Below are 19,968 nucleotides of genomic sequence, written 5' to 3'. Positions count from 1 at the left end.
GGGAGCCCCCAGATCCCCCAAAGATACTTCGGGCCCAACAAGGAGAGCAGGGAACCCAGATGGCGGAGCTCACGATCCGGCCGGAGGAGATCCGGGACGCGCTGGAGAACTTTGTCCAGTCGTACAAGCCGGACGCGGCCTCGCGCGAGGAGGTCGGTACGGTCAGCCTGGCCGGCGACGGCATCGCGAAGGTCGAGGGTCTGCCCTCGACCATGGCGAACGAGCTGCTGAAGTTCGAGGACGGCACCCTCGGCCTCGCCCTCAACCTCGAGGAGCGCGAGATCGGTGCCATTGTCCTCGGTGAGTTCAGCGGCATCGAGGAGGGCCAGTCGGTCACCCGTACCGGCGAGGTCCTGTCCGTCGCCGTCGGCGAGGGCTACCTGGGCCGGGTCGTCGACCCGCTCGGCAACCCGATCGACGGCCTCGGCGAGATCGAGACCAGCGGCCGTCGCGCCCTTGAGCTGCAGGCCCCCACGGTCATGCAGCGCAAGTCGGTGCACGAGCCGATGGAGACCGGCTACAAGGCCGTCGACGCGATGACCCCGATCGGCCGTGGCCAGCGTCAGCTGATCATCGGCGACCGCCAGACCGGCAAGACCGCCCTGGCCGTCGACACGATCATCAACCAGCGCGACAACTGGCGCTCGGGCGACCCGAAGAAGCAGGTCCGCTGCATCTACGTCGCCATCGGCCAGAAGGGCTCCACCATCGCGTCCGTGCGCGGCGCGCTGGAGGAGGCCGGCGCCCTGGAGTACACGACCATCGTCGCCGCCCCGGCGTCCGACCCGGCCGGCTTCAAGTTCCTCGCGCCTTACACCGGCTCGGCCATCGGTCAGCAGTGGATGTACGAGGGCAAGCACGTCCTGATCATCTTCGACGACCTGTCGAAGCAGGCCGACGCCTACCGCGCCGTGTCCCTGCTGCTGCGCCGCCCGCCGGGCCGCGAGGCCTACCCGGGTGACGTCTTCTACCTGCACTCGCGTCTGCTGGAGCGCTGCGCCAAGCTCTCCGACGAGATGGGTGCCGGCTCGATGACCGGTCTGCCGATCGTCGAGACCAAGGCCAACGACGTCTCGGCGTTCATCCCGACCAACGTCATCTCCATCACCGACGGCCAGTGCTTCCTGGAGTCCGACCTGTTCAACGCCGGTCAGCGCCCGGCCCTGAACGTCGGTATCTCGGTCTCCCGCGTCGGTGGTTCGGCCCAGCACAAGGCGATGCGCCAGGTCTCCGGCCGTCTGCGCGTGGACCTCGCCCAGTTCCGCGAGCTGGAGGCGTTCGCCGCCTTCGGTTCCGACCTGGACGCCGCGTCGAAGGCCGCCCTGGAGCGCGGTAAGCGCATGGTCGAGCTGCTGAAGCAGCCGCAGTACCAGCCGATGCCGACCGAGAACCAGGTCGTCTCCGTCTGGGCCGGCACCACGGGCAAGATGGACGACGTCCCGGTCAACGACATCCGCCGCTTCGAGCGCGAGCTGCTGGACTACCTGCACCGCGACCACAAGGGCCTGATGACCTCCATCCGCGAGGGCGCCAAGATGTCCGACGACACCCTCCAGGCCGTCGGCGACGCCATCGCCGCGTTCAAGAAGCAGTTCGAGACGTCGGACGGCAAGCTCCTTGCCGAGGACGCCCCGGCCGCCTCTAAGTGACGACGGAAGGGACCTGACTCATGGGAGCGCAGCTCCGGGTCTACAAGCGTCGCATCCGGTCCGTCACCGCGACGAAGAAGATCACCAAGGCGATGGAGATGATCGCCGCCTCGCGCATCGTCAAGGCGCAGCGCAAGGTGGCGGCCTCCACGCCGTACGCGACCGAGCTCACCCGCGCGGTCACGGCGGTGGCGACCGGATCGAACACCAACCACCCGCTCACCACGGAGGCGGACACCCCGACCCGTGCCGCGGTCCTGCTCATCACGAGCGACCGCGGTCTGGCCGGCGGCTACTCCTCCAACGCCATCAAGCAGGCCGACCGGCTCACCGAGCGGCTGCGTGGCGAGGGCAAGGAGGTCGACACGTACATCGTCGGCCGCAAGGGTGTCGCCTACTACGGCTTCCGCGAGCGCAAGGTCGCGGAGTCGTGGACCGGCTTCACCGACAGCCCGAGCTACGCGGACGCCAAGAAGGTCGCCGCGCCGCTCATCGCGGCCGTCCAGCAGGACACCGCTGAGGGTGGCGTCGACGAGCTGCACATCGTCTTCACGGAGTTCGTGTCGATGATGACGCAGATGCCGGTGGACAACCGGATGCTGCCGCTCAGCCTCGACAAGGCTGCGGAGGAGGACGGCAAGAAGGGCGAGATCCTTCCGCTGTTCGACTTCGAGCCGTCGGCGGAGGACGTCCTCGACGCCCTGCTGCCGCGCTACGTCGAGAGCCGGGTCTACAACGCCCTGCTGCAGGCCGCCGCTTCCGAGCACGCGGCCCGTCGCCGGGCGATGAAGTCGGCGACCGACAACGCGGGCGAGCTGATCAACACGCTCTCCCGACTTGCCAACGCGGCCCGCCAGGCCGAAATCACCCAGGAAATCAGCGAGATCGTCGGTGGCGCCAGCGCCCTGGCCGACGCGACCGCGGGGAGTGACAAGTAATGACGACCACTGTTGAGACGGCCGCCGCCACGGGCCGCGTCGCCCGGGTCATCGGCCCGGTCGTCGACGTGGAGTTCCCCGTCGACGCGATGCCGGAGATCTACAACGCGCTGACCGTCGAGGTCGCGGACCCGGCCGAGGCCGGCAAGAAGAAGACGCTGACGCTCGAGGTCGCCCAGCACCTCGGCGACGGCATCGTCCGCGCGATCTCCATGCAGCCCACCGACGGTCTGGTCCGCCAGGCCCCGGTGACCGACACGGGCGCGGGCATCTCCGTCCCGGTCGGCGACTTCACCAAGGGCAAGGTGTTCAACACCCTCGGTGAGGTGCTGAACCTCCCGGAGGAGAACGCCAACGTCGGTGAGCGCTGGCCGATCCACCGCAAGGCCCCCGCCTTCGACCAGCTCGAGTCCAAGACCGAGATGTTCGAGACCGGCCTGAAGGTCGTCGACCTTCTCACCCCGTACGTCAAGGGTGGAAAGATCGGTCTGTTCGGTGGTGCCGGTGTCGGCAAGACCGTGCTGATCCAGGAAATGATCATGCGTGTCGCCAACCTCCACGAGGGCGTCTCCGTCTTCGCGGGTGTCGGTGAGCGTACGCGTGAGGGCAACGACCTCATCGCGGAGATGGAGGAGTCCGGCGTTCTGGACAAGACCGCCCTGGTCTTCGGCCAGATGGACGAGCCCCCGGGCACCCGTCTGCGCGTCGCCCTGGCCGGTCTGACCATGGCGGAGTACTTCCGCGATGTGCAGAAGCAGGACGTGCTCTTCTTCATCGACAACATCTTCCGGTTCACCCAGGCCGGTTCCGAGGTGTCCACCCTGCTCGGCCGTATGCCGTCCGCGGTGGGTTACCAGCCGAACCTGGCCGACGAGATGGGTCTGCTGCAGGAGCGCATCACCTCGACGCGTGGTCACTCGATCACCTCGATGCAGGCGATCTACGTCCCCGCGGACGACCTGACCGACCCGGCCCCGGCCACCACCTTCGCCCACCTCGACGCGACGACGGTTCTCTCCCGTCCGATCTCCGAGAAGGGCATCTACCCGGCCGTGGACCCGCTGGACTCCACGTCCCGGATCCTGGACCCGCGCTACATCGCGCAGGACCACTACGAGGCCGCCATGCGCGTCAAGGGGATCCTGCAGAAGTACAAGGACCTCCAGGACATCATCGCGATCCTCGGTATCGACGAGCTGGGCGAGGAGGACAAGCTCGTTGTCCACCGTGCCCGTCGCGTCGAGCGCTTCCTGTCGCAGAACACCCACGCGGCGAAGCAGTTCACCGGTGTGGACGGCTCGGACGTGCCGCTCGACGAGTCGATCGCCGCGTTCAACGCGATCTGCGACGGCGAGTACGACCACTTCCCCGAGCAGGCCTTCTTCATGTGCGGTGGTCTCGAGGACCTGAAGAAGAACGCCAAGGAGCTGGGCGTCTCCTGAGCCACGCGCTTCCGAGCGCCGCTGACTCAAGGAAGGGGGCGGGTCCGTCCCGCCCCCTTCTCCACGCCCCGTAGAATTGACCCAACACCCGGCCGAGCGGCCGGGTGGTGACCCGAGGAGCCACCCTTGGCTGCTGAGCTGCACGTCGAGCTGGTCGCCGCGGACCGGAGTGTCTGGTCCGGCGAGGCCACCCTGGTCATCGCGCGCACCACGTCCGGCGACATCGGCGTCATGCCCGGCCACCAGCCGCTGCTCGGTGTGCTGGAGTCGGGCCCGGTGACCATCCGTACGAGTGAGGGCGCGACCGTCGTCGCCGCCGTGCACGGCGGTTTCATCACCTTCGCGGACAACAAGCTGTCGCTGCTCGCGGAGATCGCCGAGCTGGCGGACGAGATCGACCCCCAGCGCGCCGAGCGTGCGCTGGAGCGCGCGAAGGCGGAGTCGGACGCCGCGGCCGAGCGCCGCGCCGACGTCCGGCTGCGTGCGGTGACGGCAGCGGTACGCTGACGCACCGCACCAACAGTTGTGCCCTCAGCCGCGGCCCCGGCTGGAACCATCCAGACCGGGCCGCGGCTGAGGCGATGCAGATGCAGTGCAGACAGGTGCAGTGCAGGTGCAGGTTGTGATCCGATACGGATTCCGGTACGGCCGGTACGGGACGATGCGAGGAGGTCGGTGGAGATGTTCCTCGCTCTGCTTGTGAGCGCCGTGGTCGTCGCCGTGCTGGTGATCGGGCTCTTCCTGTTCGGACTGCGCCGGCGGCTGATCCAGCGCTCCGGCGGCACCTTCGACTGCAGCCTGCGCTGGAACGTCCCGGAGGAGGGCGACCTCTCCGGTAAGGGCTGGGTCTACGGCGTCGCCCGCTACAGCGGCGACCGCATCGCCTGGTTCCGGGTCTTCTCCTACGCGCCCCGTCCGCGCCGCCTCCTGGAGCGCTCCGGCATCGAGGTGCTGGCGCGCCGGATGCCCGAGGGCGAGGAGGAGCTGGCGCTGCTGTCGGACTCGGTGATCCTCGGCTGCCTGCACCACGGCACGCGCCTGGAGCTGGCGATGAGCGAGGACGCGCTGACCGGCTTCCTGGCGTGGCTGGAGGCGGCCCCCCCCGGCCAGCGAGTCAATGTGGCGTGAGTCGTAAGACGTGAGTCGTGAGACGCGAGAGGAGCCGCACCCCGAGGGGTGCGGCTCCTCTTTTCTTTCTTGTGGGGGGCTTACTTCAGCCCGTTGCTGATCGCGCCGACCAGCTCGCCGTTGGCGGTGTCACCGCTGAACTCCCAGAAGAAGGCGCCGCCCAGGCCCTGGTTCTTGGCCCACGCCATCTTCCCGGCGATCGTCGCCGGAGTGTCGTAGCTCCACCAGTTGGTGCCGCAGTGCGCGTACGCCGTGCCCGCGACGGTGCCGTTGGCCGGGCAGGAGGTCTTGAGGACCTTGTAGTCCTCGATGCCCTGCTCGTACGTGCCGGCCGCCGGGCCCGTCGCCGTGCCGCCCGGCTCCTTCTGGGTCACGCCCGTCCAGCCGCGCCCGTAGAAGCCGATGCCGAGGAGCAGCTTGGCGGACGGTACGCCCTTCGCCTTGAACTTGGCGATCGCCTCGGCGGAGTTGTAGCCCGCCTGCGGGATGCCCGGGTACGAGGTGAGCGGGGAGTGCGGGGCCGTCGGGCCCTTCGCCGCCCAGGCGCCGAAGAAGTCGTACGTCATCACGTTGTACCAGTCGATGTACTGCGCCGCGGTGCCGTAGTCGGCCGCGTCGATCTTGCCGCCGGCGGAGGCGTCGGCGGTGACGGCCGCGGTGACCAGGTTGTTCGGGCCGAACTTCGCCCGCATCGCCTTCATCATGGTGCTGAAGGCCGTCGGGCCGCTGGTGGTGTCACAGGACAGACCGCAGGCGTTCGGGTACTCCCAGTCCAGGTCGATGCCGTCGAAGACGTCGGCCCAGCGCGGGTCCTCCACCAGGTCGTAGCAGGACTGGGCGAAGGCCGTCGGGTTCTTCACGGCGTCGGGGAAGCCGCCGGACCAGGTCCAGCCGCCGAACGACCACAGCACCTTGATGTGCGGGTATTGGGCCTTGAGCTTGCGCAGCTGGTTGAAGTTGCCGCGCAGCGGCTGGTCCCAGGTGTCGGCCTTGCCGTCGACGGACTGGTCGGCGGTGTACGCCTTGTCGTAGTCGGCGAAGGCGTCGCCGATGGTGCACTTGCCGCCCTGGACGTTGCCGAAGGCGTAGTTGATGTGCGTGATCTTCGCGGCGGAGCCGGACGTCACCAGGTTCTTGACGTGGTAGTTGCGTCCGTAGACGCCCCAGTTGGTGAAGTAGCCCAGGTTGACCTTGGAGCCGGGACCGGGGCCGGGGCCGGGGTCGGTGCCGCCGCCGGTGGTGCGGACCGCGCGGGAGCCGCCGGCCGGGCCGGTCTGGCCGGCGGTGTCGCGGGCCTGGACGGCGTACGAGTAGTCCGTGCCGGCGGTCAGGCCGGTGTCGGTGTACGTCAGGCCGGTGACGGTGGCGACCTTGGCGCCGTCGCGTAGCACGTCGTAGTTCTTGACGCCCTTGTCGTCGGTGGCCGCGGTCCAGCTGAGCTTCACCGAGGTGTCGGTGATGTCCGAGGCCGCGGGGGTGCCGGGCGCGGAGGGCGGGGCGTCACCGGGGACGGTGGGTCCGCCGTCGCACGAGCCGCCGTTCAGCTTGCAGCCGGTGGGCGAGCCGGTGCCGGTGCCGTTGAAGCCGAAGGAGACGGAGGCGCCGGGGGCGAGGGTTCCGTTCCAGCCGACGTTCTTGGCGGTCCAGTGGGTGCCGCTGTTGGTGACGGTGGCGTCCCAGGCCGAGGTGACCGACGTGCCGGAGGGGAAGTCCCACTCGACGGTCCAGGAGGAGAGGGTGGTGGTACCGGTGTTCTTCACCGTCCACTTGCCCTCGAAGCCGGAGCCCCAGTCGGAGACCTTGGTGTACGAGGCGGTCGCGGAGGCCGCGGCCTGGGCGGGGGAGGCGAGGCCGACCATGGCGGCCAGCGGCAGCAGAAGGGCGGTGAGTCCGGCCGTGGCTCTGGCCCGGAATCGCGATCTGCGCGGGAGTGCTTGAGTGCTCAACGGTGCTCCTCAAGATGCGGACGGACATGGTGGGGGTCGGTTGAGTCCGTGAAAGGTGCGCGCCGTGAGCGTAGGAAGGTCTGGACCAATCGTCAATAGGTCCAGACCATTAGAGTTCGACTGTCGTTGGCCGCTGTGTCAGACGCCCAACTCCTGCGCCAGCACCGCCGCTTGCACCCTGCTGCGCAGCTCCAGCTTCCCCAGCAGGCGGCTGACGTGCGTCTTCACCGTGGCCTCGGCCATGTCGAGGCGTACCGCGATCTCCGCGTTCGACAGCCCCTCGCCCAGGCAGGACAGCACCTCGCGCTCGCGCCGCGTCAGCGCGTCGAGCGCGGCCGGATCCGGGCCCGCGCCGTTCCGCGCCGACGGGCGTGACGGGCGCGACGGGGCCGCGAACTCCGCGATCAGGCGCCGTGTCACCGCCGGGGCGATCAGGCCCTCGCCGCGCGCCACCGTCCGTACCGCCTCGATCAGGTCCTGCGCCTCGGTGTTCTTCAGCAGGAAGCCGGCGGCCCCGGCGCGCAGCGCGCCGAAGACGTACTCGTCCAGGTCGAACGTCGTGAGGACGAGGACGTCGGCGAGGCCCTCGGTCACCACCTGCCGGGTCGCGGACACCCCGTCGAGCCGCGGCATCTGAATGTCCATCAGCACCAGGTCCGGCCGCAGCTCCCGGGCGAGCCGCACCGCCTCCTCGCCGTCCCGCGCCTCCCCGACCACCTCGACGTCCGGCGCGCTGCGCAGGATGAGCACCAGCCCGGCCCGTACCGCGCTCTGGTCCTCCGCGACGAGCACGCGCACCCGTTGCCCGTGTCGGCTGTCCGTCATGCGTCCGGCTCCTTGTCGTCCTCCGTCACGGGCAGCTCCGCCCGTACCCGCCAGATCTTCTCGTCCCGCTCCACCACCGGGCCCGCCTCGAACGCCCCGCCCACCAGGGCGATCCGCTCCCGCATCCCCACCAGCCCGGCGCCCGAGCCCGGCACCCGCGGGCCGGGCCGGACGCCGTACGGGCTCGTCACCTCCACCGTCAGCGCGTGGTCCGCCGACCGCAGGACGACGGCGACCTCGCCGGGGTCGGCGTGCTTCAGCGCGTTCGTCAGCGACTCCTGGACGATGCGGTACGCCGCCAGCTCGACCGGCGCCGGCAGCACGGTGTCCGGCGCGCGGCCGTCGAACAGCCGGAACGTCAGGCCGCTTCCGGCACCGTTCGTCCGCGCGTGGCGCACCAGCGTGTCCAGGCCGTCGAGGGTCGGGGCGGGGGCGGGTTCGTCGTGCTCGCCCCGGTCGCGCAGCAGTCCGATGAGGCGGCGCATCTCCGCGAGGCCCTCGACGCTGTTCTCCCGGATGACGCCGAGCGCCTCCCGCGAGGTCTTCGGGTCGTCCAGCGACAGCGCGGCGGTGGAGTGGATCGCGATCGCGGACAGGTGGCCCGCCACCAGGTCGTGCAGCTCCCGCGCCATCCGCGCCCGCTCGGCGATCACCGCCTCCCGGCGGTCCCGCTCGGCCAGCAGCGCCGTCTGCTCCGCGCGCAGCCGCGCGGTGTCGGCGGCCTGCCGGTGGTTGCGGACGACCGCGCCGGTGATCGCGGGGAAGAAGGAGATCAGGGCCGTGACCACCCCGATCAGCAGGGCGATCGGCTCCCGGTACCAGGCCAGGAAGCCGAGCGTCACCCCGATGGTGATCAGGCCGGTGGTGACCGGGATGCGGCGCGCCGAGGCGGGCGGGCCGTACACGACGGCCGCGTACACGATGTCCGCGAACATCACGATCGTCATCAGGTTGCCGCGCGTGAACTGGTCCCCGACGACGGCGACCGTGCCGGCGACCAGCGCCGTGCGCGGCATGGTCCGGCGCACCAGCGCCAGCGCGGTCATCACGAGGAGCGGCACCAGCACCACCGCACCGGCCGGCAGCCCGGAGCTCGGCCCCTGCGAGTACAGCCCGAACGCCCACAGCACCAGGCCGCAGGCCAGCCCGGCCGCGGCGATCAGCGCATCGGCGCGATGCGTACGGGGGAGTCTCACGGGTCCATCCAACACGGTGGCCCGCCCGGGGGCGTCCACGCGCGGGCGGAGCGTCGACTACATCGAAGGATGCAGTACCGATTCGTCACCGGCGACGACGAAACGGCGGCCGGGCGCCGGGAGGCTGGAGGGGTACAGAAGGCCCGCCGGAGGGCCGCCGGAGGGAGAACCGCTGTGGTCGTCGCACTGATCGTCATCTGTGAGGTCGGCTTCTGGGTGCTGCTGGCCGCCGGGCTCGCCACCCGCTACCTGTTGAAGATGCCCCGCACGGGCGCCGCGCTGCTGCTGTGCGAACCGCTGCTGGAGGTCGTACTGCTGGTCGCCACGGCGATCGACCTCAAGAACGGCGCCGAGCCGAGCTGGGAGCACGGCCTGGCCGCGCTCTACATCGGCTACACCGTCGGCCACGGCCACCGCACCGTGAAGTGGCTCGACGGCCACGCCGCCCACCGCCTCGGCGGCGGCCCCCGCCCGGTGCCGCCCCCGCGCTACGGCATGGCCCGCGCCCGCCACGAGGGCCGCATCTGGCTCGGCACCCTCGTGGGGGCGGCGGTCGCCACGGTCCTGCTGTGGCTGGCGATCCTGTACGTGGACGACCCGAGCCGCACCGGCACGCTGGGCGGCTGGATGGGCGGCGCGTGGCGGGCCGCCGGGATCCACGGGCTGATCGCCCTGTCGTACTTCGTCTGGCCGAGGAAGGGCCCGGAGGAGCCGGAGAAGCAGCGCGAACCGATCCGGGTGAGCCGTAGCTAGCGCTCCCCGCCCGGGACCCACAGCACGTCGCCGACCTCCTTGTTCGCCGTCCTGGCGAGGATGAACAGGAGGTCGGACAGCCGGTTCAGGTACGTCGCCGTCAGGGCGTTCATCGTCTCCCCGTGCACCTCCAGCGCGGCCCACGTCGAGCGCTCGGCGCGACGGACCACCGTGCACGCCTGGTGCAGCAGCGCCGCGCCCGGCGTGCCGCCCGGGAGGATGAAGGAGCGCAGCTTCTCCAGGTCCTCCAGGAAGCGGTCGCAGTCCGCCTCCAGCTTGTCGATGTACGACTGCTCCACGCGCAGCGGCGGGTACTCCGGGTCCGGAACGACCGGGGTCGCCAGGTCCGCGCCCACGTCGAACAGGTCGTTCTGGACGCGGACGAGGACCTTGACGACGTCCGCGTCGAGCTTCCCCAGCGCGATCGCCGTGCCGATGACGGCGTTGGCCTCGTTGGCGTCGGCGTACGCCGCGATCCGCAGATCGGTCTTGGCGGTCCGGCTCATGTCGCCGAGCGCCGTCGTGCCCTTGTCGCCGGTGCGCGTGTAGATGCGCGTCAGATTGACCATACGGCCACCCTAGTTACGCGCCGGCCTTCCGGAACACCCGTGTGCCCACCGTCACGGCCAGCCCGGCGAACGCGACCGCGACCAGCACCCCGTACAGCATCGCCGTACTCGCGTACTCCCCGACGTACGCCGCCCGCACCGCGTCCACCAGGTAGCGGAACGGCATGAGGTGCGACAGCCCGTCCAGCCAGGCGGGGGCCAGCGCCATCGGCAGCATCAGGCCCGACAGCAGCATCGACGGCATGGTGACGGCGTTGACGACCGGCCCGAACTCGTGGGGTGCCGAGACCTTCATCGCCAGCGCGTACGACAGCGAGGCCAGCGCCATCGTCAGGACGGCGACGAAGCCGAAACCGATGAGGACCCCGCCGAGCGGCGCCCGCAGGCCCATCGCGACCGCCGCCAGCACCAGCAGCACCGCTTGGAAGACGAGGAGGGCCGCGTCCCGCAGGACCCGCCCCAGCAGCAGGGCGAGGCGGCTGGCCGGGGTGACCCGCAGCCGCTCCACCACGCCCGTCTGCTTCTCCACGATGACCGAGAAACCGGCGAACGACGCCCCGAAGAGCCCGAGCTGAAGCAGCAGCCCGGGGACGAGCACCTGCCACGAGTCGCCCTGCGCACCGAGCGGCAGCCCGGTGAGCAGCGGCCCGAAGAAGAGCAGGTACAGCAGCGGCATCAGCACGCCGAAGAGCATGTGGAAATTCGAGCGCAGCGTCGCGCGGGCGTACCGCCCGAAGACGAGCGCGGTGTCGTGCAGCAACAAGGCAGGCTCCTAGACCGCGAGGGGTGTGGGGTCGGTGGGCGCGGGGCGGCGCCCGGTGATGGCGAGGAAGGCGTCCTGCAGGGACGCGTCCGCCGCGCCGGCGTACCGCTCCTTGAGCTCCGCCGGGGTGCCCTCGGCGACCACCACGCCCTTGTCGACGACGACGAGCCGGTCCGCGAGCGCGTCCGCCTCGTCGAGGTAGTGGGTGGTGAGGAAGACGGTGGTGCCGTGCTCGTCGCGCAACCGCCGCACCAGCCGCCACAGGTCCGCCCGGCTACCGGGGTCGAGGCCGGTGGTCGGCTCGTCGAGGAAGAGCACCTCGGGGCGGTGGACGAGCCCGAGGGCGATGTCGAGCCGCCGCCGCTGCCCGCCGGAGAGGGCCGCGCACGGCCGGTCGAGCAGTTCGGCCAGGTCCAGCTCCCGCGCGAGCTCCTCGGCGCGGGCGGCCGCCTCGGCCTTGGACAGCCGGTAGAGGCGGCCCTGGGTGACGAGCTCCTCGCGTACCGAGATCTGCGGGTCGACGCCGCCGGACTGGGCGACGTACCCGATCTTCCGCCGTACGCCGGCGGGGTCGGCGACCAGGTCGCGCCCGGCGACCGTGGCGGCGCCGCCGGTCGGCGGGAGCAGCGTGGTGAGCATCCGCAGGGTGGTGGTCTTGCCGGCCCCGTTGGGGCCGAGGAAGCCGAGGATCTCGCCGGGCCGCACGGTCAGGTCGACGCCGCGCACGGCTTCGACGGGGCCGTTGCGGGTGCGGAAGGTGTGGGCCAGTCCGGCCGCGCTGATGATGGGCATGACCCCAGAAAAGCAGAGCGACTTAAATTTTGCAATGTCTCCAAGTTTTCAGTCATCCCAGGAAAGCTAGGATGAGGGCATGACGACCACCGGGGAGCCGAACGGGGCGAGCGAGAGGCGTGGGGGGCGCGAGGCGCGTGAGGTGCCCGAGGCGCCCGAGGGGCTGAGGGAGCGCAAGAAGCGGCAGGCCAGGCGCCACATCTCCGATGTCGCCACGGGCCTGTTCCTGGAGCGCGGCTTCGACGCGGTGACGATCGCCGAGATCGCCCGGGCCGCCGACGTCTCCGTCAACACGGTCTACAACTACTTCCCCGCCAAGGAGGACCTCTTCCTCGACCGGAGCGAGGACCTCGTCGACCGGGTCTCCCGGTGGGTCAGGGGCCGGCGCCCGGGGGAGTCGGCCGCCGAAGCCGTCCTGCGCGAGCTGCGCGAGGCGGTCGAGGGCCTCTCCAACGCCGTCGGGCTCTTCCCGGGCTACGCCGACTTCATGCAGGTCATCCTGGACGCGCCCACCCTGCGCTCCCGTCTCTGGGAGATCCAGGGGCAGGCCCTGGAGAACCTGGAACGCACCGTGCGGGCGGAGGTCGGCGCGGACGACGCCGACCCCGTGCCCCTCCTCGTCGCCGGCCAGCTCAACTGGCTGCACTCCACCCTCATGCGCTGGATCACCGCCCAGATGCTGCGCCGCCGCGACCCCGCCGAGGTCTCGCGCGAAGCGCTCGTCCTCCTCGACGAGATGGAGGAGCTGCTGGGCGAGCGGGTGCTCACCTATGGGGTGAAAAGCCGGGGATGACCCGCCGGAAGTCTCACCTGACGGGCCGTATCAGTGTGATGTCCGTCATGTGAGACGTGACGCGCATCTCTTCGCCGCCACACGGGCGCCGCCGGACGCTAACCTCCCGCCGAAGGGCCGAAAAGTAAACAGGCGTTAAGGGGTAGAACGTGGCCAGGAAGCTCGCCGTCATCGGGGCCGGACTCATGGGATCCGGAATCGCGCAGGTCTCGGCCCAGGCGGGCTGGGAGGTCGTGCTGCGTGACGTCACCGACGCGGCCCTGACCCGCGGTACGGACGGCATCAAGGCGTCGTACGACAAGTTCGTCTCCAAGGGCAAGCTGGACGCCGCCGACGCCGAGGCCGCCCTCGCCCGGATCACCACGACCACCGACCTCGACGCGGTCGCCGACGCCGACATCGTCGTCGAGGCGGTCTTCGAGAAGCTGGAGGTCAAGCACGACATCTTCCGTACGCTCGACAAGCTCGTACGCGACGACGCCGTGCTCGCCTCCAACACGTCCGCCATCCCGATCACCAAGATCGCCGCCGTGACGGAGCGCCCGGAGCGCGTCGTCGGCACCCACTTCTTCTCGCCCGTCCCGATGATGCAGCTGTGCGAGCTGGTACGCGGCTACAAGACGAGCGACGAAACCCTCGCCACCGCCCGCGAGTTCGCCGAGTCCGTCGGCAAGACCTGCATCGTCGTCAACCGCGACGTCGCCGGGTTCGTGACGACCCGTCTCATCTCCGCGCTCGTCGTCGAGGCAGCGAAGCTGTACGAGTCGGGCGTCGCCTCCGCCGAGGACATCGACATCGCCTGCAAGCTCGGCTTCGGGCACGCCATGGGCCCGCTCGCCACCGCCGACCTGACGGGCGTCGACATCCTGCTGCACGCCACCGGCAACATCTACACCGAGACCCAGGACGAGAAGTTCGCGCCGCCGGAGCTGATGCGCCGGATGGTGGACGCCGGTGACATCGGCCGCAAGAGCGGGCAGGGCTTCTACAAGCACTGAGCCGTGTCGGCGGTTACGCCATCACCCCGAGGGGTGAATTCGGTATCGGTTCGCTTACAAGGCGCAACTGCTCCACCGGTACGGCAGTCAGTTGATGCATAGAAAGAACCTGACGACCACAGCACCATCACAGCACTCTCGGGGAGCGCATATGCATATCAGGGGCGACCACGCCGAGCTGGTCGTCGGGGGCCGCCTCGACGTCCGCAGCGCGGCGGACGCCCGTACGGTCCTGCACTCGGCCGTCGACGACGGCGCCGGGGACCTGGTGCTCGACCTGACCGGCCTCGACTCCTGGGACGCCACCGGACTCGGGGTCATCATGGGCGCTCACCGGCGTGCGGGCCGCTGCGGCCGCCGGCTGGTGCTGCGGGGCGTACCGCCCCAGATGCAGCGCCTGCTGGTGGCCACCCGGCTGCACCGCATCCTCGCCATCGAGGGCGGCATCGCCGCCGAAACGTTGCCCCGCGTCTGACACCGGGCGGCCCGTCGCAGGCCGTGGCCGTACGCCACAGGCGCACAATCCTCACAAGACCGTGACGTCTTGGGCGGCACGGCACCCCGGCGCTTCCTCGATACTGGGCGAACGTCTAGGGTTCGGTCGCCTGCCGAATGACGAACCCACCGGCGGGCACCGGACCAGAAGCGCCAGCGGCGTGCGGAACGGCCGGGAGGGACTTCGGCGCGCACCGCTTTTGGGGGCACACACCATGAACCCGATGAACCGAGGGCCGGCTGAGTACGGCCACGACAAGGATGACAACGACACCGGCGGCGACGGTTCCCGCCGTGCCCACTCCGCGTCGCGCGACGACGCGCCGCCGCGCGAACGCGGCGGTGAACGCGGTGCCGAGCGCGGCCTGCCGGCCGGCCCCGCCCGTACCGCCCAGATCGTCGCGGGCGACCTGCTGCTCACCGTCAACCCGATAGACGGCAGCGAGATCGAACCGTGCCCGCCCGGCCGGCAGCCCGCACCGCCGGGCCGCCGCACCGCCGAGGAGCGCGTCGAACGGGCCCGCGCCGCGGGCCCGCCCGTGCCCCCCGGCCCCGCCGCCCGCCACCTGACGCTGCTGGAGCGCCAGGAGGAGCGCGAGCGGCTGGTACGGCTCCTGGCGCGCGGCCGCTCCGTCCGGCTGACCGGGCCCCACGGCTCCGGCCGCACCGCGCTGCTCGACGCCGTCGCGACCGACTGCGCCGACCTCGCCCCCGACGGCGTCGTACGGCTCAGCGGCCACCGCCGCACGGCCGCCGAGCTGCTGTACGAGCTCTACGCCACCGTGTACCGCGCGCCCGGGCAGCGGCCCGACCGCGCGGGGCTGCCGGCCGCCGTGCGGGAGATCGGCGCCGTCGTGGTCGTCGACGACCTCGAGTTCGGCGGCACCGCGCTGGACGAGCTGCTCGAGGCCGCGCCCGAGTGCGCCTTCCTGCTCGCCACCACGCCCGACGTCGCCGCGCCCTCGCCCGACTCGCACCTCGAAGAGGTCTTCCTGGGCGGGCTCGGCCGGGGCTCCGTCCTGGAGCTGCTGGAGCGCGGCGTCGACCGTGCGCTCACCGACGAGGAGGCGAACTGGGCGGCGGACCTCTGGTTCGAGTCCGAGGGCCTGCCCCTGCGCTTCGTCCAGGCCGGCGCCCTGCTGCGGCAGCGCGACGAGCTGAGCGCGGGCGCCGGGACCAGGAGCGCGGACGCGGACGAGGACGGCGACCAGGAGCTCGCGGACGACGCGTCCGGCGACGCCGACGTCTTCACCGGCACCCGAGCCCTCCCTCTGCCCACGCTCGCCGAAGGCGCCGCGCCCGCGGCGCTGCTCGCCTCCCGGCTCTCCGAGTCGGCGCGCGAGACCCTGCGCTTCGCGGTCGCCCTCGGCGGCGAGGTGCCGCACCAGGCGCACCTGCCGGCGCTGGTCGGCGACACCCATGCGGACGCCGCCCTCGCCGAGCTGCTCGGCTGCGGGCTGCTCACCCCGGTCGGCTCACGCCACCGGCTCGCCTCCGGGGTGCTCGCCCAGCTCACCCGGAGCGGGTACGACAAGGGCGCGGTCGCCCGCGCCCACACCGCCGCGCAGCACTACGCCTGGTGGGCCGCGCACCCGTCGGTCACCTCCGAGCGGGCCTGCGCCGAGGCGGACGCGGTGCTCGCCGCGATGGCCGCGCTGGTGCCCGGGGGAGAGGCCGGCCACGCGAGCGCGGCCGTACTGCTGGCCCGCAGCGCGGCGCCCGCCTTCGCGGCCGGGCTGCACTGGGCCGCCTGGGAGCGGGCGCTCCGCACCGGCCAGGAAGCGGCCCGCATTTCGGGCGAAGTGGCCGAAGAAGCGTATTTCCATCACGAGTTGGGTGTCCTCGCGCTCTGCTCCGGGAACCTCGACCGGGCCCGCGCCGAGCTGGAGGCGTCCATCGGCATGCGCGGCGCGCTCGCCGACAAGCGCGGCACGGTCGCCGGGCGCCGGGCCCTGGCCCTGGTCGTCGACCGCGAACGGGGCGCGCTGTCGGCCGGCCGTCCGGCGGCGGCCGAGGTGGCGCGGCGCGAAGGGCCGGAGACCCCCTCCGGCGGCGTACCGACCCCCGCCGGCGGCCTTGGGGCCCTCCCGTACCTGCCGGGCCTGTCGCGCGAGACCCCCTCCGGCGCCCTGCGCAAGGACGCTCCCGGTACGCCGGGGTCGGCGGCGGGTGCAGCGGGTGCAGCGGGTGCGCGGCCGGGGCAGGCCGCCCTGGGTGCCGGGCCCGTGGGTGCCGGGCCCCTGGCCGCCGGGCCCCGCCCGTCCGCGCCCGGCTCCTCACCGTCCGGTTCTTCGGGGCCCGGCTCCGCGGGCCCCGGTTTCCCGCGGCCGGGTGCTTCGCGCCCCGGCCTCTCCGGGCTCGGCTCCTCCGCGCGGCGCACCCTGCTCACCGGCGCCCGGCGCAATCTCGTCGCGGCGAGCGCGGGCGCGCTCCTCGCCGCCGTGCTCGGCACGGTCGTCACGCTCGGCGCCACCTCGGGCGGCGAGGAGGACGAGGGCGGCTCGGGCCGCGTCACCTCCGACCAGACGGCCACCGTGGACGACGGCAATGGCGGCGGCTCGGACACCGAGGAGCCCGGCCAGGACTCCACCCGCGACCCCGCCGACGGCTCCACCGGAGGCTCCGGCGGTACCGGCGGTCCGGGCGGCTCCGGCGGCCCCGGCGCCTCGGCCCGGCCGGGTGAGTCGGGCTCGGCGGGCAGCCCGACCGCTCCGGGCGGCGGCACCCCCTCCGCGACGACCGGCTCGACGTCGACCAGCGGCACCTCACCGACGTCCGGCGGCAGCAGCTCCACGTCGACCGGCGGCAGCTCCTCGCCCAGCAGCACCGGCGGCGGCAGCTCCTCGCCGGCCACCACCGGCGGCAGCAGCGGCGACCCCTCGCCGAGCACCTCCGGCGGCAGCACCACCTCGCCGCCGACCACGAGCGGCGGCGCCACGACGGGCGACGCCGGCAGCAGCACGAGTGGCTCCACCACGGGCGACCCCACGACCGGAGGCACGGCGGACGGCGGCGCCGACAGCGGCGGCACCGACACCACGAGCGGCGGCGCGGGCGGCGGTACCACCGGCGGCGGCGCCGACACCACCGGCGGTACGACGACCGACGGGGGCGCGCCCAGCAGCTCCTGAGACGCGGAACACGGACCGCGGAACACACGGAAGGCCCCGGGCGACCGAAAACGTCGCCCGGGGCCTTCCGCGTACCGCTGGTCAGAGGAGCCGAGAACGGCTCAGAACAGCCGCAGCTTGTCGTCCTCGATGCCGCGCAGCGCGTCGTAGTCCAGCACCACGCACCCGATCCCGCGGTCCGTCGCCAGCACGCGCGCCTGCGGCTTGATCTCCTGCGCCGCGAAGATGCCCCGCACCGGCGCCAGGTGCGGGTCGCGGTTGAGCAGCTCCAGATAGCGCGTGAGCTGCTCCACACCGTCGATCTCGCCGCGCCGCTTGATCTCCACGGCGACCGTGGCCCCGTCCGCGTCGCGGCAGAGGATGTCCACGGGACCGATGGCAGTGGGGTATTCGCGCCGGATCAGCGCATAACCGTCCCCCAATGTCTCGATCCTGTCGGCGAGGAGCTCCTGGAGGTGCGCTTCCACGCCGTCCTTGATGAGGCCGGGGTCCACACCGAGCTCGTGCGACGAGTCGTGGAGGATCTCCTCCATCGTGATGATCAGTTTCTCGCCCGCTTTGTTCACGACCGTCCACACGCTGTCGTCACCCTCCTTGAGGGTGCACGGCGGGGACATCCAGTTGAGCGGTTTGTACGCCCGGTCGTCCGCGTGAATGGAGACGCTGCCGTCTGCCTTGACGAGGATCAGACGGGGGGCGGAGGGCAGGTGGGCGGTGAGCCGGCCCGCGTAGTCCACGGAGCAGCGGGCGATGACGAGACGCATGGTGCGCAACGCTACAAGACAGCCGCTCTTCCGCGCGATTCGGTCCTAAACCCCCGTACGTACATGGCCGGTTGTGGCCCCATTCTCCTGGTGCGCTCCGGACAGCGCGCTTACCGTGGACGCGGGAGGTCGTCGCCCGGGCACTCTGCGTGGCGTACGGGGCGTCCTCCTTCCCTGCCCGTAAGGCCTCGGTTCCGTCCGGGGCCGCGAGAGGAGAACCCATGTCGCTCGACGTCTCACCGGCGCTGTTGGAACAGGCCGAGCGAGGCGAGGTCGACGAAGCCGACTTCGTCGACTGCGTCCGGACCTCCCTGCCCTACGCATGGGAGATGATCAGCTCGCTGGTGGCCCAGCTGAAGGTGGACGGCGGCGCGTTCGCCGACAACCAGACGCCGCCGCCGGACGAGCAGGCACGCGGCCAGCTGCTGCGTGCGCTCGCGAGTGACGCGATCCGGGGTGCGCTCCAGCGGCACTTCGGGGTCCGTCTGGCGTTCCAGAACTGCCACCGCGTCGCGGTGTTCCCGCTGGACTCCTCGGTGGACGAGCGGTACAGCCGCTTCACTTCCGTACGGGCCCAGCTGCTGAACCAGTCGCCGGAACTGCGCGACTGCTGAGCCCGTGCTGCCGCTCCGCCTCGCGGGAGGCGCGCCTCGCACCGGGGCGGCAGCACCGATGGCCTCGATCTTCACGGCCTCGTGCCTCATGGGTTCAGGTGAGGAGCGGCAGCACCTCCGAGCCCAGCCGCCGTACGTTCTCCTCCGTGGCCAGGACGTCCCCCGAGCCCTCGACGAGCAGCGCGAAGCGCCTGATGCCCGTCCGCTCCGACGTCGCCGCGAGCCGGTCCGCCGCCCCTCGGGCCGTCCCCACCGGGTGCAGCCGGCACAGCAGCTCCGTGTACGCGACCGGGTCGCGCATCGCACGGTGCCGCCCGTCGACCGTCACATGGGCGTCCAGCCCCTGCTTCAGCCAGCCGGGCATCGCCTTCAGCAGCGCCTGGGCCGCGTCCGCCGCCCGGTCCGCGATCTGCGCCACACCCGCCGAGACGTGCCCGGCGGCGGCGCGGGCGATCACCTCGGGAGGGTGTCCGGCGGCGCGCGCCTCCGCCCGCCACAGCGCGACCATCTCCGCCTTCTCGTCGTCGCCGCAGTGCATGCCGAGCAGCATCGGCAGGGCTCGCTCGGCCGCCAGCCGTACGCTCGCGGGCGAGGTGCACGCGAGGACGGTCTCGGGGACCGGGTCGCCGTCGATCAGCTCGTCCGCCCTCGGGACGACGGCCACCTCGCGGAACCGGTGGCGCGGCCCGTCCGCCCCCACGCGCGGCTCGCGCAGCCAGCGCAGCAGCAGGTCCAGCGACTCCGGGAAGTCCCGCTCGTACGCCGCGAGGTCCGAGCCGAAGACCTCCAGGTCGACCCAGGGCCCGCCCCGGCCGACGCCGAGCGTGAACCGGCCCCCGGAGGTGACGTGCAGCAGCGCCGCCTGCTCGCCGAGCGTGACGGGGTGGGTGGTCGGCAGGACGCTGACCGCCGTGCCGACGCGGATCCGGCGGGTGCGGCCCAGCAGCAGTGCGGCGAGGGTGACGGCCGAGGGGCACACGCCGTACGGGACGAAGTGGTGCTCGGCGAGCCAGACCGAGTCCAGCCCGGCCTCCTCGGCGACCTCGGCCGAGCGGATCGCGCGGTGCAGCGTTTCGCCCTGTCCCTGGCCGGGAAACTGGGCGGCCAGTACGAAAGTTCCCACACGCATCGCCTGATGCCTCCTAGAGCGGCCGACGCGACTCCCCTCACGG

General features: G+C 71.8%; 19 protein-coding genes. 11 read left to right on the top strand and 8 right to left on the bottom strand.

Translation table 11 applies throughout. The features are described 5' to 3' along the window. Positions 1-59: 59 nt before the first annotated feature. The 5 genes from atpA (at position 60) to AC07FJ_RS10875 (ending at position 5,157) form a co-directional block, all read left to right on the top strand. A complete protein-coding gene (gene atpA, locus AC07FJ_RS10895; RefSeq protein WP_479047584.1) occupies positions 60-1,649 on the top strand; it encodes a F0F1 ATP synthase subunit alpha in 1,590 nt (529 codons plus the stop codon). A 20-nt stretch (positions 1,650-1,669) separates the two neighbouring features. Next, positions 1,670-2,587 (top strand): F0F1 ATP synthase subunit gamma, encoded by a 918-nt coding sequence (locus AC07FJ_RS10890; protein ID WP_361419014.1) that lies wholly within the window; start codon positions 1,670-1,672, stop codon positions 2,585-2,587. Then, positions 2,587-4,029: a F0F1 ATP synthase subunit beta gene (atpD, locus tag AC07FJ_RS10885; protein WP_361419011.1), complete on the top strand. Its 1,443-nt coding sequence runs from the start codon at positions 2,587-2,589 to the stop codon at positions 4,027-4,029. Before AC07FJ_RS10890 ends, atpD begins: the two co-directional genes overlap by 1 nt. 126 nt (positions 4,030-4,155) lie before the next feature. Further along, on the top strand, positions 4,156-4,536 hold the full coding sequence (locus tag AC07FJ_RS10880) for a F0F1 ATP synthase subunit epsilon (protein ID WP_355362859.1): 381 nt from the start codon (positions 4,156-4,158) through the stop codon (positions 4,534-4,536). Positions 4,537-4,710: 174 nt separating this feature from the next. After that, positions 4,711-5,157 carry a DUF2550 domain-containing protein gene (locus AC07FJ_RS10875; RefSeq protein WP_479047582.1) on the top strand — a complete coding sequence of 149 codons (447 nt, stop codon included), beginning with the start codon at positions 4,711-4,713 and terminating at the stop codon, positions 5,155-5,157. Positions 5,158-5,237: 80 nt separating this feature from the next. Here AC07FJ_RS10875 and AC07FJ_RS10870 read toward each other — a convergent pair whose 3' ends face one another. From AC07FJ_RS10870 to AC07FJ_RS10860, 3 genes are all read right to left on the bottom strand, one after another. Next, entirely contained in the window at positions 5,238-7,016 is a 1,779-nt protein-coding gene (locus AC07FJ_RS10870; RefSeq protein WP_479048314.1) for a glycosyl hydrolase family 18 protein, read from the bottom strand. A gap of 225 nt (positions 7,017-7,241) precedes the next feature. Next, positions 7,242-7,928, bottom strand: a complete 687-nt coding sequence (locus AC07FJ_RS10865) for a response regulator (protein ID WP_479047580.1) — start codon at positions 7,926-7,928, stop codon at positions 7,242-7,244. Next, positions 7,925-9,124 carry a sensor histidine kinase gene (locus tag AC07FJ_RS10860; RefSeq protein WP_479047579.1) on the bottom strand — a complete coding sequence of 400 codons (1,200 nt, stop codon included), beginning with the start codon at positions 9,122-9,124 and terminating at the stop codon, positions 7,925-7,927. Before AC07FJ_RS10860 ends, AC07FJ_RS10865 begins: the two co-directional genes overlap by 4 nt. A gap of 174 nt (positions 9,125-9,298) precedes the next feature. Here AC07FJ_RS10860 and AC07FJ_RS10855 point away from each other — a divergent pair, with 174 nt between their 5' ends. Then, positions 9,299-9,877, top strand: coding sequence for a hypothetical protein (locus AC07FJ_RS10855; protein ID WP_479047576.1), 579 nt, complete (start codon positions 9,299-9,301; stop codon positions 9,875-9,877). Here the strand turns inward: AC07FJ_RS10855 and AC07FJ_RS10850 are convergent. Genes AC07FJ_RS10850 through AC07FJ_RS10840 form a run of 3 tightly spaced genes read right to left on the bottom strand, consistent with a single transcriptional unit; the run spans position 9,874 to position 12,001 of the window. Continuing rightward, positions 9,874-10,446 (bottom strand): cob(I)yrinic acid a,c-diamide adenosyltransferase, encoded by a 573-nt coding sequence (locus AC07FJ_RS10850; protein ID WP_361418998.1) that lies wholly within the window; start codon positions 10,444-10,446, stop codon positions 9,874-9,876. The two genes, AC07FJ_RS10855 and AC07FJ_RS10850, sit on opposite strands and share 4 nt — an antisense overlap. A 13-nt stretch (positions 10,447-10,459) precedes the next feature. Continuing rightward, a complete protein-coding gene (locus AC07FJ_RS10845; RefSeq protein WP_479047574.1) occupies positions 10,460-11,209 on the bottom strand; it encodes an ABC transporter permease in 750 nt (249 codons plus the stop codon). A 9-nt stretch (positions 11,210-11,218) separates the two neighbouring features. Then, a complete protein-coding gene (locus tag AC07FJ_RS10840; RefSeq protein WP_479047571.1) occupies positions 11,219-12,001 on the bottom strand; it encodes an ATP-binding cassette domain-containing protein in 783 nt (260 codons plus the stop codon). A gap of 79 nt (positions 12,002-12,080) precedes the next feature. On the opposite strand from AC07FJ_RS10840, the gene AC07FJ_RS10835 reads away from it, so the two are divergent. From AC07FJ_RS10835 to AC07FJ_RS10820, 4 genes are all read left to right on the top strand, one after another. Continuing rightward, positions 12,081-12,794, top strand: a complete 714-nt coding sequence (locus AC07FJ_RS10835) for a TetR/AcrR family transcriptional regulator (protein ID WP_479047569.1) — start codon at positions 12,081-12,083, stop codon at positions 12,792-12,794. Positions 12,795-12,943: 149 nt separating this feature from the next. Next, a complete protein-coding gene (locus AC07FJ_RS10830) occupies positions 12,944-13,792 on the top strand; it encodes a 3-hydroxyacyl-CoA dehydrogenase family protein (protein ID WP_361418986.1) in 849 nt (282 codons plus the stop codon). 151 nt (positions 13,793-13,943) lie between these two features. Beyond that, positions 13,944-14,267, top strand: a complete 324-nt coding sequence (locus AC07FJ_RS10825) for an STAS domain-containing protein (protein WP_031073773.1) — start codon at positions 13,944-13,946, stop codon at positions 14,265-14,267. Between the two features lie 235 nt (positions 14,268-14,502). Beyond that, positions 14,503-17,418 (top strand): ATP-binding protein, encoded by a 2,916-nt coding sequence (locus tag AC07FJ_RS10820; RefSeq protein WP_479047566.1) that lies wholly within the window; start codon positions 14,503-14,505, stop codon positions 17,416-17,418. A gap of 101 nt (positions 17,419-17,519) precedes the next feature. Here AC07FJ_RS10820 and nucS read toward each other — a convergent pair whose 3' ends face one another. After that, positions 17,520-18,182 carry an endonuclease NucS gene (nucS, locus tag AC07FJ_RS10815; protein WP_361418980.1) on the bottom strand — a complete coding sequence of 221 codons (663 nt, stop codon included), beginning with the start codon at positions 18,180-18,182 and terminating at the stop codon, positions 17,520-17,522. A 221-nt stretch (positions 18,183-18,403) separates the two neighbouring features. Here nucS and AC07FJ_RS10810 point away from each other — a divergent pair, with 221 nt between their 5' ends. Further along, the gene (locus AC07FJ_RS10810; RefSeq protein ID WP_479047563.1) at positions 18,404-18,796 is read left to right on the top strand and encodes an SCO5389 family protein; all 393 of its coding nucleotides are present in this window, start codon (positions 18,404-18,406) and stop codon (positions 18,794-18,796) included. 94 nt (positions 18,797-18,890) lie between these two features. Here AC07FJ_RS10810 and AC07FJ_RS10805 read toward each other — a convergent pair whose 3' ends face one another. After that, a complete protein-coding gene (locus AC07FJ_RS10805; protein ID WP_479047560.1) occupies positions 18,891-19,925 on the bottom strand; it encodes an LLM class flavin-dependent oxidoreductase in 1,035 nt (344 codons plus the stop codon). Positions 19,926-19,968 lie beyond the last annotated feature (43 nt).

It is taken from the genome of Streptomyces sp. NPDC045998, from assembly GCF_056430285.1.
This window is presented reverse-complemented; position numbering and strand designations above follow the sequence as displayed.

Excerpts from the sequence above, each read along its gene's own strand:
- atpA (WP_479047584.1), top strand. The coding sequence starts at position 60 with ATGGCGGAGCTCACGATCCGGCCGGAGGAGATCCGGGACGCGCTGGAG.
- AC07FJ_RS10890 (WP_361419014.1), top strand. The coding sequence starts at position 1,670 with ATGGGAGCGCAGCTCCGGGTCTACAAGCGTCGCATCCGGTCCGTCACC.
- atpD (WP_361419011.1), top strand. The coding sequence starts at position 2,587 with ATGACGACCACTGTTGAGACGGCCGCCGCCACGGGCCGCGTCGCCCGG.
- AC07FJ_RS10875 (WP_479047582.1), top strand. The coding sequence starts at position 4,711 with ATGTTCCTCGCTCTGCTTGTGAGCGCCGTGGTCGTCGCCGTGCTGGTG.
- AC07FJ_RS10870 (WP_479048314.1), bottom strand. The coding sequence starts at position 7,016 with ATGGTCGGCCTCGCCTCCCCCGCCCAGGCCGCGGCCTCCGCGACCGCC.
- AC07FJ_RS10865 (WP_479047580.1), bottom strand. The coding sequence starts at position 7,928 with ATGACGGACAGCCGACACGGGCAACGGGTGCGCGTGCTCGTCGCGGAG.
- AC07FJ_RS10850 (WP_361418998.1), bottom strand. The coding sequence starts at position 10,446 with ATGGTCAATCTGACGCGCATCTACACGCGCACCGGCGACAAGGGCACG.
- AC07FJ_RS10840 (WP_479047571.1), bottom strand. The coding sequence starts at position 12,001 with ATGCCCATCATCAGCGCGGCCGGACTGGCCCACACCTTCCGCACCCGC.
- AC07FJ_RS10835 (WP_479047569.1), top strand. The coding sequence starts at position 12,081 with ATGACGACCACCGGGGAGCCGAACGGGGCGAGCGAGAGGCGTGGGGGG.
- AC07FJ_RS10825 (WP_031073773.1), top strand. The coding sequence starts at position 13,944 with ATGCATATCAGGGGCGACCACGCCGAGCTGGTCGTCGGGGGCCGCCTC.
- AC07FJ_RS10820 (WP_479047566.1), top strand. The coding sequence starts at position 14,503 with ATGAACCCGATGAACCGAGGGCCGGCTGAGTACGGCCACGACAAGGAT.
- nucS (WP_361418980.1), bottom strand. The coding sequence starts at position 18,182 with ATGCGTCTCGTCATCGCCCGCTGCTCCGTGGACTACGCGGGCCGGCTC.
- AC07FJ_RS10810 (WP_479047563.1), top strand. The coding sequence starts at position 18,404 with ATGTCGCTCGACGTCTCACCGGCGCTGTTGGAACAGGCCGAGCGAGGC.
- AC07FJ_RS10805 (WP_479047560.1), bottom strand. The coding sequence starts at position 19,925 with ATGCGTGTGGGAACTTTCGTACTGGCCGCCCAGTTTCCCGGCCAGGGA.